The organism is Nostoc sp. (assembly GCF_036917615.1).
Taxonomy (GTDB): Bacteria; Cyanobacteriota; Cyanobacteriia; order Cyanobacteriales; family Nostocaceae; genus Nostoc.
In genome coordinates, this window is the sequence record NZ_JBALCZ010000093.1 from 118,394 (window position 1) to 133,875 (window position 15,482).

The following is a 15,482-nucleotide window of genomic DNA, read 5'->3' on the forward strand; positions in this document are numbered from 1 at the left end:
ATTTTCTCGGCTAGTACAGTACGGCGTAAATAAACAGACCATACTCTCCGGGAAGCCGCTTTGCGTCTACAAAATTGCACAAAAGCCCGGAATACAATTCTTTTGACTTTTGACTTTTACTTCTCTACGAGAGGCTGCGCCCTTCGACGCCGCTCAGGCTAAACTCAGTACAAGTGACTTTTGACTTTTGCCTTGCGGTATTAGTACCTTATTCGCTTTTCCTCCAACCATTGTAAAATCCGATTCCATGCCCACCAAGGGTCAGGATCTTGTAATTGGCGCTGGCACTCTTTGCTACTCAAATAGCTAACATGACCACCGTACTGAGTGAGTAACAAATCTATTGTGGGATTGCGATCGCAGGCTTGTTGTAAATCTGGTATGATAGCTGGGTCAAAAAGTGGGTCATCAGCAGCATATAAAATTAAAGTCGGTTTCGAGATTTGTGGCAATATATGTAAAGGACTACTAGCTTGGTAATATGCTTCCACAGAAGGAAAACCTAGTCGGTTAATTACTAGTTCATTGTCAAAACCCCAGATACTATTCGCCCGTTCAATCGCTGCTGGATCAATGCTTCCAGGATGGGCATCATGGATTTGCCATGCCAGTTTTTTTAAATTCTGTGCAATCCCTGCTTCCAAATATCTGCCGAAGGGCGTTGTAACTAGATAAGATAGCGATCGCTCAGAATCTAAACTGGGACAAATCACCATACCACCGCCAATATCGCTATCTTCTAGTCCTAAATCTTCATGCTCCTTAATCACCTCAAGAGCGACCTTCACCGCCCATAGTGCCAATTGCCCTCCTAAAGAATACCCTGTAAACCAAAATTTTCCCGGACATCCCATTGCCTTAGCAGCAGCGGCGATGCGAACAAAATCTTCCCCCTCGTACAGTCCATCGGAAGTCAGAGTCGGAGACAAAACGGCCGTTTTGCCGTGGGCACGCCAATCAAATAACACCATAGCGTATCCTTGAGCGTAGGCTTTACGTCCTAGCACTCTCAAAAACCATTCTGTTTCTAACTCTCCAGTAATCCCATAAGTACCGATAATCGTGCTATGAGCATTTTCAGGAATAGCAACCAAGCCAAAAATTGGCACACCTTGGCCACCAATAAAGATTTTTTCGTGATAATACGGTTCTTGTAATTGAATAGTACTTTCCCAGTGACGTCTTCCCCACAAAGCGGTGTATACAGTCATCGTCACACCGTTTTGTAAAAACCGAGACGGATTGTAGGGGGCAGTATAACACATCATAGACTATAAGATTTCGTGTAGTTGAGTCTTGATTTCACAGTCATTTAATCTTAATATTTATGTAAGATTTAAAACCTTTTTCATAATCGATTCAAAAATCTTTGTATCTATCAAAGGTTGTTATTTATCCTTAATAAGTAGTAATAATTTTTTAAGAATGCCGAGGATTCTTGTCATAGACGATGACCCAGCGATTTCAGAACTAGTTGCCGTCAACTTGGAAATGGCTGGCTACGATGTTAGTCAAGCTGAAGACGGGATCAAAGGTCAAGCGCTGGCTCTCCAGCTACAACCAGACTTGATCATGCTCGATTTGATGTTGCCCAGGGTAGATGGGTTTACCGTTTGCCAACGCCTGCGTCGCGACGATCGCACCTCTGAGATTCCGGTGTTAATGTTGACGGCTTTGAGCCAAACTCAAGACAAGGTGGAGGGCTTCAACGCTGGCGCAGATGACTACCTCACCAAGCCTTTTGAAGTTGAAGAACTGCTGGCGCGGGTGCGGGCGCTTTTGCGGCGGACTGACCGCATTCCCCAAGCAGCAAAGCATAGTGAGATTCTCAACTATGGCTCACTCACTCTCGTTCCCGAAAGATTTGAGGCAATATGGTTCAATGAGACGGTGAAATTGACTCACTTAGAATTTGAGCTACTTCACTGCTTACTACAACGCCACGGTCAAACGGTTTCTCCCAGCGAAATCCTCAGAGAAGTTTGGGGCTACGATCCCGATGACGATATTGAAACGATTCGAGTCCATATTCGCCACTTGAGAACTAAGTTAGAACCAGATCCCCGCCACCCCCGCTATATCAAAACAGTATATGGTGCAGGATACTGTCTTGAGTTACCCGGTATACCTCCATCAAATGAAGGGGCTTCAGTAAAAGTCGTTGAATGAAACCACGCTAAATAACCTTAACTAAGCCATCACTTAGGCAAGAACTCTTAGAAACTCTTATTCCTTACCGTTTAGTTAAGGTTATTGCTGAGATTTTCCGCTGTGTAGAGACGTTGCAATGCAACGTCTCTACAAGCGCATCCGTGATAATAGAGGATAAAGCATCTTTTCTCCATGAGTGAAAATACTTAAAATAAGCTTAATGAAAATGATAATTGTGTGGTAGAAAGGGAGAGAATTCGAGTTTCGGTTGCACTTCTTTATCTCTTTTTGATTATCATTATTTTCATTTTGCAATAGTCACTCATTTTATTTATATAGTTAGCAGAAGCAGCATAGGATTTAGATCAATACGCTTGGGTTAAAAAGAATAGTAGGTTGGGTTGAGCAATAGCGAAACCCAACAAAGCCTTGATAATGTTGGCTTTCGTTCCTCAAACGCCACTTGCTAAAGAGCGGGAACGCTAAGAGCGAACAAGTCGGGAAACCGCAAGGGCGCAGTGGCTTCCCAACCTACGCCAGTTTTAGTTTTTAGCCTTAACCCAAGCGTATTGGGGTTTAGATGCCAACACACCTCCATCAGTAAATAAACCCATACCAATGACATTTGTTTGCATTACCCAGTCATAAGCATCAATAAACACTGCATGGAACCAGTTTTCTATAAATTGGGAGTGTTTATCTGTAGTGGGGAAGTTGCGACGAAGCTGGCCAGAGCGATCGCACTGACTTTGGCTATTAGATTTTTCTATTTTCCTACCTTCTAGTATAAAAATCACTTGACAACATCAGTTAAAGGGTGATAAAGCTTTTATACCGATTGGTAAATAAGTTACTCACTAGCAATAAGATAATCTGCAAAGCGGATTATCTTGCGATCGCGCGTTATGCCCGTCTGGAGAAACTCGCCTTCGACATCATTTTCCTCGCCTATACCGGGACGGTGCTTGATGTCGAAGGCGGCTACAGCGCTTAAGCATAAGCCCAATCGAAGAAACATCTGGTTCACACTCAAATTCAAGCGAGCCATTACCATGTCACAGAAACTCACAGGAAAAATCGCACTTGTTACCGGCGGTAACAGCGGCATTGGACTAGCCACAGCAAAGCGGTTTGTCGTAGAGGGGGCGCACGTCTTTATCACAGGTCGTCGTCAAGACGGACTTGATGCTGCGGTTAAGGAGATCGGCGAAAATATCACTGCTGTTCAAGGTGACGTGTCCAATCTCACCGATCTCGATCGCCTTTATGCCACGATCAAAGAGCACAAAGGACGCCTCGATATCCTGTTTGCGAACGCGGGTGGCGGCGAGTTTGTGCCGCTCGAACAAATCACCGAGGCGCACTACGACAAGTATTTTGGCATCAACGTCAAAGGCACCCTTTTCACCGTACAGAAGGCGCTGCCGCTGATGCCTGCTGGTGGGTCGATCATCATCAACGGGTCGATGGTATCGATCAAGGGCATACCAGCTTTCAGTGTCTACGCTGCTACCAAGGCAGCCCTGCGATCGTTCGCACGCACGTGGTCGGTCGATCTCAAAGACCGCAAACTCCGAGTCAATGTTGTCAGTCCGGGGACGGTGATCACACCTGGCTACAAGACCGAACTCGGGATGAGCGACGACCAAATTGAGCAAATCAAGGCAGATACTGCTGCTACAACGCCTTTGGGTCGCCCAGGCACGCCCGACGAAATCGCCAAGGCAGTTTCTTTCCTCGCCTCCGACGACAGCAGCTACATCACTGGCATCGAACTCTTCGTCGATGGCGGCACGGCACAAATCTGAAAATTCCTAACCACAACCCTAGGAAACATCCTCATGTCACAGAAACTTTCGGGAAAAATCGCACTTATTACCGGCGGTAACAGCGGCATCGGACTCGCCACAGCAAAGCGGTTCACTGCTGAAGGCGCACACGTCTTTATCACGGGCCGTCGTCAAAACGAACTTGATGCTGCGATTAAGGAGATTGGAGAAAACGTCACTGCTGTTCAAGGTGACGTGTCGAATCTCGCTGATCTTGATCGCCTTTATGCCACGATTAAAGAGCAGAAAGGACACCTTGATATCCTGTTTGCGAACGCGGGTGGCGGCGAGTTTGTGCCGCTCGAACAGATCACCGAGGAGCATTTCGACAAGACATTTAACATCAACGTCAAAGGTGTTGCTTTCACGGTGCAAAAGGCGCTACCGCTACTTAAAGATGGCAGTTCAATTATTTTGAACGCTTCGATATCAGCCTCCATAGGCCAACCTGCGTTCAGTGTTTATGCAGCGACTAAGGCAGCCGTGCGCTCATTCGCACGCACTTGGTCGGTTGACCTCAAAGAACGCCACATCCGGGTCAATGTCGTCAGCCCTGGAATCATTCCTACACCAGCTCATGAGCGCATTGGGATAACTGACGAAATGTATACGGCGATGTTGAATGGCGTTCCGCTGGGGCGCGTGGGAACACCGGATGAAGTGGCAAAACCTGTCGTGTTCCTGGCTTCAGACGACAGCAGTTATATCACCGGCATCGAATTGTTCGTCGATGGCGGTATAGCACAAATCTAATCGCTTTTAGTCAGCGTAACTCGATAAAGCCAGCCTGCACTCAGCCACGGTAAAACAATTTTGGATTTTGGACTTCGGCTACGCCCTTCGACTACGCTCAGGCTAAACTCAGTCGAACGATTTTAGATTTTAGATTGACCCGATGCCTGTCCCTTGAGCGTTCCCACTCTTTAGGCAGTTGCTCTGAATAGATAATTTTAGATTTTGGATAATAAAATTGTTCTCGCACAGGACTTAGGCAAAAAGGCAGTGAAAGCCTTGATTTAGCTAGGGGCAATTCATGAATTGCCCCTACATTTCGTACTTGATGCGTAAGTCCTATCGCATTTAAATTCGCTTGCTCTCAGACCTTTTTAAAATTTGAATCTTTCAATTCCATTATCCAAAATTTAAAATCTAAAATTGGGTCACAGAAGCCAACTACCCGATTTTAGGCAATTCGAGTTACCTGCTGATTCACACGGGGACGGCCAAAGCGCTCCCAAGCACTGCCTCCTCGCAGAAATAGCTCTAAAAAGCGCAATGGTTCTCCTGAATCGCCTCTTGACCAACCGGAACTACCAGGAGCAAAGGCCAAGGTTCCTTCAGACACCTTGAAGCTGCCATCAGAATACACTGCATCACTGACCACATCTCCAATCCGGATCACAATCTTGCTTTGAGGCTCCAAATTAAGTGTATGCGCCCCAATAGTTGTTTTGATGTTGCCGTAGCCATCAATCCAGGCAATTCGATCTGGTGGAACATCTGGGATTTGCTCACTCTTAAGGCTATCTCCCAGAAGGCTAAAATCTTCACCCATAATGGCAGCCGCAGCCGGAGGAAAGACATCTCGTGAGCGAAACTGCGAGCCACCACGAGAAACATTAACCACTCGCAACTCCTTTGTATAGTCTTTGATGAAGGAGAGAGTGTAACCTGCATTCACACCCACTACTTTTACACCATTGGATAAAAGGGCATAAGTTAGTCCTTCACCTTCATTGTCTCGTCGGGCTTCGGGATCATCTTGACGAGGCGCACAGTTATGATAAATTAGGCGATCGCTCTTTCCTGGGTTGAGTCCAAGTTGGGCAATCCAGAATCCCGTTGCCAATGTACTGAATGCTGGAACCGAAAGCAAATGAATTTGGGCATGGGGAAAAGCCATCAGCAGACGTTGTGTGACTTCAATAAATGCCGGATCTCCTGTACCGTAGTCTGCAATGACGCAGATAAACATTTTGCTCCTCCTTCCTTAACTAGTAATTTGCAATCAATGGTTAGGCAATGGATGGCTCTCAAACGCCCCAGTCAACCTGCCTGATCAGCAGTCTAGATGTGATCTCAACTATATGCAAGATTTCTAGATAACATTGAGCGTAATTTTCTAGTAAAAAGATGCTAGAACCATGCAACTCAGTTAATTACATCAGTCATCATGTGATTACAGAGTGAAATGAACAAACAACTGTTCATTTCACCCCTATTAGTAACGTTAAAGTCTTAGTCAACGCCATGAAAACAATAACTTCACTTTTTAGCGAAGAACGCAACCAACTTCAGACAGATATTGATAACACAACCAACATTGAGCAGACAGTTAAGCTGGTTCAGAACCGACTCGATCATCTCGAAAGAATTTATATTGAAAAGCTTAATCTGGCTCAAGTTCGTCTGGCTTCCTTTTTCCTGGATACGCTGCGCCAGTCGATCGCCACTCTCGCGGCGGCTAACTATTCTCAACTTGCTCCAATAGAGCAAAGGCAAATTACTAACCCAGGTACAAAGTTTTTTGCCAACAGATTTATCCTGAAACTGCTACAGGGACTAATTTTTATCGGCATCTTAGGTTCGTTGTTTTCCTTAACTAAAACTACCCCAGGTGCATGGATGGCTATCTTACTAACCTCTCTACTTCTAGGACTAGAAATTGTGCTTCAACTCGACTTAAACAATCAGCAAAATTCTATGTCTCAAGAGCTATTGGAATTACCTCAACCTATTCTCCGGGTTGATAGCAAAGTATTTCTAGATCACCTTGGCGATGCTCTCAACACGATCGACCTAGCAGTGGCTAGAGTAGAAGAATCGAATAAACATGAAGGCGATTTAGCAATAGAAGAACTGCCAGAGCTATTGAACTTTCTGCAAAGGCTAATGGGCGCATCAAAACTTGATAAACCCCAAATGGCTCATGAACTGGCGAAACTTCTGCCACAGATTTTAATGTCTCAGGGAATTAACGCTCAAATTTACCGACAAAATGACCCTCATAGCGATCGCGAGTATTTTGACTTTGAGCCAAGTATCGACCCTGATACCAAAGATCACGTAACTCTAACTCCGGCTTTGTTGAAAGGCGATCGCCTCTTGAGGCGCGGTCGGGTAATTGAGCCAGTGTATTCTTCTTCTAGAGAATAATAGACAATAAGGGTATGGAAATTTTAGAAACAATCGGTTTTGATTTGGGACACGGTGAAACGGCTGTAGCTAAAGCTATAGTGGAAAGCATCGAACCCCCCCAGATGCTGGAGATTAATAATAAGAAGAACCAAGTTACAGCTCTTGGTTGGCATCCTAAACTCGGTTATCTTGTCGGAGAACAAGCATTAATTCAAGCTGGCGTTACCCAACTGACAATCTCTTTTAAGCAAAAACCCAACAACGATCCCAAATATCGGGAAACAATTAGCACTTTTGTCGCAACCTACTACCGCCTTTTGAAAGAAAGCAAACAAGTTGAAGGTGGTGAAAGTAGCTATTTTTACATTGGTTGCCCTTCCGGATGGTCAGTTAGCGATCGCTCAGAATACCAAAAGCTACTTCAAGAAGCTGGCATTCCCCGACTAAATGTTGTACCCGAATCGCGGGCTGCTTTCATGCAAGCTAAGGAAGCCGGGAAGCTGGAGTATGACAAACTTGTTGCATCGGTGCTAATTGTCGATATTGGTTCTTCAACCACAGATTTTACCCTAGTTAAAAGCTTAGAAGAGATCCCGATAGATTTCGGGAGTAATACTTTAGGAGCATCTCTAATTGACAAGGCAATTTTTGCCCGGACTCTCGCCAACCACGAGCAAAAAGCATTACTCGAAAAAGTATTTCAGGAATATCCGCATCACCAAGCTCGTTGTGAACTTGCTTGCCGCAAAGCTAAAGAAGATTACTTTTCTAATGAACAGCTATACAGCGAGCCTGAATCCTTTGCGCGTGGCTTCGAGTCTATCAACGAACAGATTTATTTTATTCCCCAAGTTAATAAATTGATGATGGAGGAAATCTTAAACCAACCCTTACCTGAACTGGAGCTTCATAGTTGGATGCGATCGTTTCGCGACTCTTTAAAGGAGGCAAAAGAAAAGCTGGACGAACTTGGAATCGTGCCAAAACTTGTGCTGATGACTGGCGGTGCATCTCGCATGAAGTTTACGCACTTTCTTTGTCAGGAAATGTTTCCCGAACCAGAAACGCTGCTTCGCCCTGATCCAGAACCGGAACGGTGTATTGCAATGGGTTTAGCACGAGTAGGACGATGGGATCTGCGTGCGGCTGCTTTTAAAGAAGAAGTCAACAAACTATTTACCTCGAATCAGCTTAAAGGTTTGATTGAGAGGCATATCCCAGAGTTAATCGAATCACTAACTAAGCCTTTGACAAATAGCTTGATTGTCAACGCAGTTAAACCAGGTTTAAAAGATTGGCAAAAAAACAAAATACGGACTTTAGCAGATTTGGAAACATCTTTGATCAGTCGGGCAGAACAGTCGCTCAAAAGCGATTTCGCTGGGCAGATAATTAATCATCAATGCGCTTCTTGGTTTAACAATAAAATACAACCCGATTTAGCCGCACAAACCGATCCAATCTGTCGAAAGTTTCAGATCCCTAGAAGCAGCTTAAGGTTCGAGGATAGCATTGACCCAAATTTTGTTAACCCAGAGCTACGAATTGGAGATGCTATCATTGCTGAGACAGTAGCGTTTATTGTCAATGTCATAATTGGTGGTGGCGCTGTGGCTAGCATCATCACTCTCATACTGACTGGACATTTAACTTGGCCTATTGCACTAGTATATGGGGCTTCGCTTATGGCGGCAGGAATGGAGCTAAATCGCCAGAGTGTTCAAGAAGTAATCAAGACAAATGTGGATGTACCTAGTTGGATTCGTTCTAGTTTTTTGAGCGATAAAAAAATCGAGGAGATGTGTGAGCAAATAAAGCCGGAGTTAGAGAAAGTTCTTCAAGAACAACTGACAGCGGATCAAGAGGCTTTTGACAAACTGATTGGCAAAGTTGAGCAAGGACTTCAAAAAACCCTTTCTACCAAGGTTCAATCTTGCATAATTCTGATCCAATAGCGGTAATGTGTGCCAGTAAATATAGTTTTTATAAATTCTGATCCCATCGCCTAAGTATTTTACAGCGCTTTTAAAGTAATTGAACTACACCACTCCCTACTTCCCTGACTTAAATATGTAAACTGCTCAAAAGTCAATGATTAAAACAATAGTTGCCTTTCTGATCATCGGGCTAATTATCACTGGGATTTTAATCAATCCCATGCTAGTCAAAAGGCGAAGAAACCGTTTCAAACATCGTCCTTTTCCCCCACTTTGGAATGCCATTATTGAGAATAACCTTCCCATTTATCTTTATCTTTCTCCCAATGAAATCAGACGACTTCAGGGACATATTCAAGTGTTCTTAGCAGAAAAACAATTTATTGGCTGTAGAGGATTACAGGTGACGGAGGAAATGAAACTCACCCTTGCAGCTGTCGCCTGTTTACTCCTACTCAATGAACGTGGGCAGTACTTCCCCAGACTTCGTTCAATTCTGGTGTATCCCAATACTTATTTTGTTCAGGAAACGACTTCTATCGGAAATTATGTTGTTGAAGAAAGGCGTGTGGCAAGATTAGGGGAATCCTGGACAAATGACCAAGTAGTACTGTCTTGGGAACAGGTGAAACAAGACACTGAGAACTGGAGGGATGGACGTAACGTTGTGCTTCATGAATTCGCCCATCAGTTGGATCAAGAAGATGGTAAAGCTGAAGGAGTTCCGATACTGCAACGCGACTCAGACTATCCTATTTGGGCGAAGGTGATGACAGAAGCATATCAGCAACTTTGCAATGATGTTCTACAAGGCGTAAAGACGGTAATGGATAGCTATGGCGCAACCAATCCCGCAGAATTTTTTGCCGTAGCGACTGAGACATTTTTTGAGAAACCGCACCAATTGCTGTCCAAGCATCCGGCAGTCTATGAACAACTGCAACGTTACTATCAATTAGATCCTGTGCAATGGGCGTGAAGTAAAGGGGCTTAATGGGAGTTAGACAAGAAGTAGCCCGAAAAAAGCCTCAAATGTATGTACAGAGGGACTTTGACATCGATTTGCCTAGTTTCTTGATATATCTGGGTTTCAAGCATTTTTGAACCTTTGGTGTATTTTCCTTGCCCTGTATGGGTTTGAGGCTTATTTATCCCCCAAAAATGTTTAAGTCCCGTTAAGCCCCTTATCTGATTTGAGATGGTAGCTGGATTTACGCCCTCGCTGTACTGGTAACTATTTGGCTTAACTGCGGTAAGCTATAACAGCATAAAACGGGTCTCCTCCAGCTGCACCTAACCACTGGAATAAATTCGGTAATGTTGACTTATGAACTATAACTTCTGCGGTTGTGAATCCTGGAACTGAGGCGAAGTAGGCTTTGACTAATTCCACTCGCTGTGCTTCTGAAGCCTCCCGCCAAGCTTGAATCGCCTTTTCAAAAAACATCCGGTTAGAAAAACTGATAATTGCCACACCACCGGGTTTCAGGATGCGGTAAATTTCGGAAAAGACTGCTTCTGGATATTGCACATACTGCACAGATACGCAATTCAGGACAGCATCAAAATCTTCATTTGGTAAAGGTAGCTGCGGATTTTCGTTGAGATTTTGCACAAAGTAATGATTTAAGCGGGGATTACGTGCTAGTTCCTCAGCGTTGAGTCCGTGTCCCTCCACATGATCAAACTGCATCTCTTCTGGCAGATGAGACACCCAACTGCTCATCATATCAAAAATGCGGGTGTTGGGTTTGAGGCGATCGCGATATAAATCCGTTAGCTGTTGAATAAATCCTTCATCGACATGGGTGACGAAGCGGGGATAGGCATAGAACAGCTTATCATCTGTGTCGTCTAATTTCAGGCGTTGATTCGGTCTTAACTGCATAAATCTCTGTTTTGAAGAACTTTTTCGGAAAATTGCGGCAATTTTAGGTATTTTTCAACCATCACTATGTAACATATTTTAATAACAGCAGAACACATAAACGAGTCTAAATAGCAGCATTCAATTTTTATCAATTTAATGTTATATAAACTACACTTCTTGCAGTATATTTGGACACAAATTCGCCTAGTCGGATCATTACCCTATTTTAGTTTGTTAGTTTGGATACTGCCCTTATTATTATTTACTTCTGGGCACAATAGTCTGATGGCACATGATGAAGCGCTTTACGCTTCGCGTGCCCGTCTAATGTTTGATTCTGGTAATTGGATAGCTCCTTGGGAAAGAGCACATCATAAAACCCCTGGTCCTTATTGGTTAATTGCTAGTTTTTACAAGCTGTTTGATCTTAGTGATGCTAGTGCGCGTATTCCTAGTATGATTGCTGGCATTTTTAGTTTATGCCTTGTGTATGAAATCGGCAAAATTATGCTAGGCAAAAAATTAGCAAGGCTTGCTGCTGCAATTTTAAGCGTGGAATTTCTCTGGCTGCAATACTGCCGCTTAAGTACACCTGATGTACCGATGATTTTCTTGGTACTTTTAGCTATTTGGTCTTTAATAAAAACGGAATTACATCCTAAATATCGCTATTTTTGGAGTTTTATAGCTGGTTTAAGTTTAGGTTTAGGCTTCTTAATCAGAAGCTTTATGATTTTTTTGCCAATTCTAGCTTTATTCCCTTATTTAATTTGGGAACATCGCCGTCATCGTCATCTTACTAACCCAATTTTGTATTTAGGCTTTTTCGTAGGTTTAATACCTACCTGTGTTTGGCTGTGGTTAAGCTGGCTACACTACGGAAATCAAAGTTTTGAGGAGTTGTTCAAGTTTGTTGTGCAGCTAGGTTCTGAGGATCATTATAATAATGGGCCGCTGTTTTATATATGGAATATTCCTTTAGGAGCATTTCCTTGGGCTTTTTTTGGGATTTTAGGTTTAGTTTTGACTCTCCGTCGTCCCATTCCTCGTTACCAGTTAATATTAGTTGGCTTTCCCCTTGTCCTATTTTGTGAACTTAGTCTTTTTAGCACTCGTTTCCCTCACTATAGTCTTTGCCTTTATCCGTTCATAGCTTTGTTTGCATCTGTGGGTTTAAACTGGCTAGGTAATATTTATCAGACAGGGATTCCTCTACAATTTCCTCTTCAAAAGGGTAAAATAAATATATTAAAGCTTTTTGCCAAGAAGAATCTTCCTCGAAATCTCAGTTATGGCTTTGGTGGGTTAGGTGTTTTACTTGTTATAGCGAGTATTGGTGTTCTTAGTTGGGGTAGTTCCGACATCTACAAATATGCAACTATTGGCTTGGCTATGGGCTTGGGTTGGCTAATTTTGCCTGGGGTGTGGATTAGTCGTTACCACTTTGGCAAAAACTTTCTCACAGCTCGTTACTGGATTGCAGGTTGGTTAATTCCCTGTTGGCTAGCTTTAGCGGCCACAGGTAGCATCGGTCTGTTAAGTGACTATAACCCTGTTTTGAGAACTTTCTTACAACAACCTGCGATCGCCTCAATTCTCCAATCTCATCCTATCTACTTTGTGCAAATAGACGCTAAAACCAAAGTACTGCTTAATTTCTATCTTCCGATTCACCCCCTACAAATAGTCTCTATTTCTCAAGTACCAGCTTTGAGCTATGCTTGGATCTATACTGACCAGTCTCCTAAATTATCTAGACCTCACCGCATTCTCGGTACAGTCAATGAGTACCAGTTGATTCAATTTATTCCCTAAGACAGATGCAAAGCAACTGTTGCTAAAAAAGACTAATTTAGTTATAATAGTACGTACACTAAGTATTTTGCTAAATGGTTTCTACATCTAATCACTTCCCAGCTTTAGAATCGTGGCAACAAAATCTGGCACCATACAATTTGGGTTACAGAATCAAATTAGTTTCACAACTGCTCAGTCGCAAGTTTACTGAGAGGCTAGAACCGTTTGGATTGACGCCATTTCACTGGTTAGTGTTGTGCTGTCTTTGGCAAGAAAATGGTTTACCTACTTCTAGTATTGGGGACAAACTCAAACAAGTGGGAGGGACTTTAACAGGCGTACTAGATCGGATGGAAGAACGCGGCTTGGTGCGTCGAGAACGCGACACCCACGATCGCCGCATCTGGCGGATCTGGCTAACGGATGCAGGTAAGGAACTAGAAGCTGTCTTACCGCCTATTGCGGCAACAGTGCGTGATGAAGCAATGGACGGTATTTCCTTCGCTGACCGGGAACTGTTTTCCCAAATGTTGAATCGGGCGATCGCTAACCTCTCCTAAAGATGATCCGATAATCACCCGACTGGGGGAGGTGCTGTAAAGATTTGTTTTGAGATAATAATACGCATACTAAGGAAAAAAGTTTTTTTCAGAAAATATTACGCATTCTAAATAAACGACTATCAATCAAATTATTGAACGGGCAAGGGAGGTAACAATCATGGGTGCTAATACTTTGAACGGAAGCAACGGACACAAAACCCCAGTTTTAGAAAAACAATTGATTACTAATTCAGAGACTTTAGAAGTTGTGACCACCGAGACACCCGCAACAACAGAAGCGCCTGTTGTAATTCCTGAGACAGAGAAAGAAGTTCCAGCGAAACCGAAGCGGAAAAAACCGACTGGTTTAATTTTGGCAGGATTAGGTGTGGGTGCGATCGCCGCAGGTGCTTTTGGTTTTCACTATTGGCAATACGCCTCCACCCACCAGGAAACAGACAACGCCACCGTTGCAGGAAACATTCACCAAGTTAGTAGCCGCATTCCCGGAACTATAAGTCAGGTGCTTGTGAATGATAACCAACTGGTGCAACCAGGACAATTGTTAGTGAAGTTAGATCCACGGGACTATGAAAGTAAGGTATTACAAGCACAAGCAGCCCTAGAAAATGCGCGTGGTGAAGCGCAAGCCGCCCAAGCAAATATTGCCTTAAGTTCACAAACTACCACTGGTAAGACAAGTCAAGCGCAGGGGGATGTCAGCGGTGCGGTAGCAGCAATTTCCACAGCCCAAGCAGCAGTACAAGAAGCCCAAGCTGGGATACCAGCGGCGCAAGCTGAAGTCAGACTAGCCCAAGCGGGGATTCCCGCCGCGCAAGCGCAGGTAGCGCAAGCAAATGCGAATTTGGAAAATGCCCAAGCAGATTACAATCGTTACAATCAGTTGTATAAAACAGGTGCGATCGCTCGTCAGCAGCTAGACACAGCCAAGGCAGCTTATGATGTGGCTACGGCACAAAAAAACGCCGCTATTCAGGGAGTAGAACAAGCCCAAGCTAAGTTAGCCTCCGCCAAAGTTGGTGTCGCCAAAGCCCAATCTCAACTAGCACAAGCGCAAGAAAATGTCACCAACGCCCAAGCTAAATTGGCAGCATCCAAAGGAGGATTGCAACAAGCTACTGCTGGTGGACAAGATACAACAGTAAAACGTAGTCAATACGAAGCGGCAAAAGCGGCGATCGCCCAATCAGAAGCATCGCTCAAAGACGCACAATTGCAACTATCTTATGCCAACGTTACCGCTCCCAGTGCCGGACGAGTCGGGAAGAAAAACGTGGAAATTGGCAACCGAGTCCAATCGGGAGCACCATTAATGGCGATCGTGGATAACAACTATTGGGTAGTTGCAAACTTCAAAGAAACTCAATTAGAAAAGATGCGCCCAGGAGAGCCAGTAGAAATCAAGCTGGATACTTTCCCTCATCACACCTTTATTGGTCGTGTTGACAGTATTTCGCCAGCTTCCGGCGCTCAGTTTGCATTATTGCCACCGGATAATGCTACAGGTAACTTTACTAAAGTGGTACAGCGCATCCCAGTCAAAATAGTTTTTGACCAAAAGAGCATTCAAGGGTACGAATCGCGGATTACTCCTGGGATGTCTGCGGAAATTGCGGTGGAAGTTAAGTAATATCATGTCCACTAAATTACCCATAATAAAAGAACCCCAACCCCTAAGAGCAGGCTCTTAGGGGAGACAAAGCACAGCTTTGGCTCTTTGGGGTTCTCCGGGTTTAATAAGTAATCAAACGAGAAATCAGTAAACAAAATTGTCTGCAAACAGATGAAAAACCTCTTTTTTGCTATGACATTCTCTTACATCTAAAGACAGGCGTATAGAGATGAGGTCAAGCAATTTTGGATTTTAGATTTTAGATTTTAGATTTTAGATTTTAGATTGAAAAGAGTAATCAAGTCAGGCGATGCACTTAGCGTACTTGTACTGAGCGCAGCGATGCACTGAGCTTGTCGTAAAGCCTGCGGCATAGCTACGCTTAGGGCGCAGCCTCTCGTAGAGAAGTGTCGAAGTAGCCGAAGTGGGCAAGTCAATTAATGCAAGGATTTTGGATTAAAGAATTATTCTCGCATTTAAATTCGCTTGCTCTCAAACCTCTCTTACAAAGTTCAGATACCTACGGCGGGCTACGCCAACGGCGGGAGCCGCCGCTCTGACGCAAGCGCTTTTGAAATTTTGGAT

14 protein-coding genes are annotated in these 15,482 nt (G+C 44.0%); 9 read left to right on the forward strand and 5 right to left on the reverse strand.

The genetic code is table 11. The features are described from left to right. Window positions 1-200: 200 nt before the first annotated feature. The gene (locus tag V7K85_RS35575) at window positions 201-1,268 is read right to left on the reverse strand and encodes a YheT family hydrolase (RefSeq protein ID WP_334821311.1); all 1,068 of its coding nucleotides are present in this window, start codon (window positions 1,266-1,268) and stop codon (window positions 201-203) included. Window positions 1,269-1,425: 157 nt separating this feature from the next. Here V7K85_RS35575 and V7K85_RS35580 point away from each other — a divergent pair, with 157 nt between their 5' ends. Beyond that, window positions 1,426-2,169 carry a response regulator transcription factor gene (locus V7K85_RS35580; RefSeq protein ID WP_334821313.1) on the forward strand — a complete coding sequence of 248 codons (744 nt, stop codon included), beginning with the start codon at window positions 1,426-1,428 and terminating at the stop codon, window positions 2,167-2,169. A 524-nt stretch (window positions 2,170-2,693) separates the two neighbouring features. Here the strand turns inward: V7K85_RS35580 and V7K85_RS35585 are convergent. Both V7K85_RS35585 and V7K85_RS35590 read right to left on the reverse strand, forming a co-directional pair. Beyond that, the gene (locus V7K85_RS35585; protein ID WP_334821461.1) at window positions 2,694-2,948 is read right to left on the reverse strand and encodes a hypothetical protein; all 255 of its coding nucleotides are present in this window, start codon (window positions 2,946-2,948) and stop codon (window positions 2,694-2,696) included. A gap of 53 nt (window positions 2,949-3,001) precedes the next feature. Then, window positions 3,002-3,169: a hypothetical protein gene (locus tag V7K85_RS35590; protein WP_334821315.1), complete on the reverse strand. Its 168-nt coding sequence runs from the start codon at window positions 3,167-3,169 to the stop codon at window positions 3,002-3,004. A 34-nt stretch (window positions 3,170-3,203) separates the two neighbouring features. On the opposite strand from V7K85_RS35590, the gene V7K85_RS35595 reads away from it, so the two are divergent. Both V7K85_RS35595 and V7K85_RS35600 read left to right on the forward strand, forming a co-directional pair. Further along, entirely contained in the window at window positions 3,204-3,959 is a 756-nt protein-coding gene (locus tag V7K85_RS35595; RefSeq protein ID WP_334821317.1) for an SDR family oxidoreductase, read from the forward strand. Between the two features lie 33 nt (window positions 3,960-3,992). Next, window positions 3,993-4,733: an SDR family oxidoreductase gene (locus V7K85_RS35600; protein ID WP_334821319.1), complete on the forward strand. Its 741-nt coding sequence runs from the start codon at window positions 3,993-3,995 to the stop codon at window positions 4,731-4,733. Between the two features lie 430 nt (window positions 4,734-5,163). Here the strand turns inward: V7K85_RS35600 and V7K85_RS35605 are convergent, their stop codons facing one another. Beyond that, window positions 5,164-5,955: an SAM hydrolase/SAM-dependent halogenase family protein gene (locus tag V7K85_RS35605; protein ID WP_334821321.1), complete on the reverse strand. Its 792-nt coding sequence runs from the start codon at window positions 5,953-5,955 to the stop codon at window positions 5,164-5,166. Window positions 5,956-6,230: 275 nt separating this feature from the next. On the opposite strand from V7K85_RS35605, the gene V7K85_RS35610 reads away from it, so the two are divergent. From V7K85_RS35610 to V7K85_RS35620, 3 genes are all read left to right on the forward strand, one after another. Further along, window positions 6,231-7,136, forward strand: a complete 906-nt coding sequence (locus tag V7K85_RS35610; protein ID WP_334821322.1) for a hypothetical protein — start codon at window positions 6,231-6,233, stop codon at window positions 7,134-7,136. 14 nt (window positions 7,137-7,150) lie between these two features. Then, window positions 7,151-9,073 carry an Hsp70 family protein gene (locus tag V7K85_RS35615; RefSeq protein ID WP_334821323.1) on the forward strand — a complete coding sequence of 641 codons (1,923 nt, stop codon included), beginning with the start codon at window positions 7,151-7,153 and terminating at the stop codon, window positions 9,071-9,073. A gap of 136 nt (window positions 9,074-9,209) precedes the next feature. After that, the gene (locus V7K85_RS35620; RefSeq protein ID WP_334821324.1) at window positions 9,210-10,034 is read left to right on the forward strand and encodes a M90 family metallopeptidase; all 825 of its coding nucleotides are present in this window, start codon (window positions 9,210-9,212) and stop codon (window positions 10,032-10,034) included. A 264-nt stretch (window positions 10,035-10,298) separates the two neighbouring features. Here V7K85_RS35620 and V7K85_RS35625 read toward each other — a convergent pair whose 3' ends face one another. Beyond that, the gene (locus tag V7K85_RS35625; RefSeq protein WP_334821326.1) at window positions 10,299-10,943 is read right to left on the reverse strand and encodes a class I SAM-dependent methyltransferase; all 645 of its coding nucleotides are present in this window, start codon (window positions 10,941-10,943) and stop codon (window positions 10,299-10,301) included. Window positions 10,944-11,081: 138 nt separating this feature from the next. On the opposite strand from V7K85_RS35625, the gene V7K85_RS35630 reads away from it, so the two are divergent. The 3 genes from V7K85_RS35630 (at window position 11,082) to V7K85_RS35640 (ending at window position 14,915) form a co-directional block, all read left to right on the forward strand. Further along, the gene (locus tag V7K85_RS35630; protein ID WP_334821328.1) at window positions 11,082-12,740 is read left to right on the forward strand and encodes a glycosyltransferase family 39 protein; all 1,659 of its coding nucleotides are present in this window, start codon (window positions 11,082-11,084) and stop codon (window positions 12,738-12,740) included. 74 nt (window positions 12,741-12,814) lie between these two features. Next, window positions 12,815-13,282, forward strand: a complete 468-nt coding sequence (locus tag V7K85_RS35635; RefSeq protein WP_334821330.1) for a MarR family winged helix-turn-helix transcriptional regulator — start codon at window positions 12,815-12,817, stop codon at window positions 13,280-13,282. 160 nt (window positions 13,283-13,442) lie between these two features. Then, window positions 13,443-14,915, forward strand: a complete 1,473-nt coding sequence (locus V7K85_RS35640) for an HlyD family secretion protein (protein ID WP_334821332.1) — start codon at window positions 13,443-13,445, stop codon at window positions 14,913-14,915. Window positions 14,916-15,482: the final 567 nt, after the last annotated feature.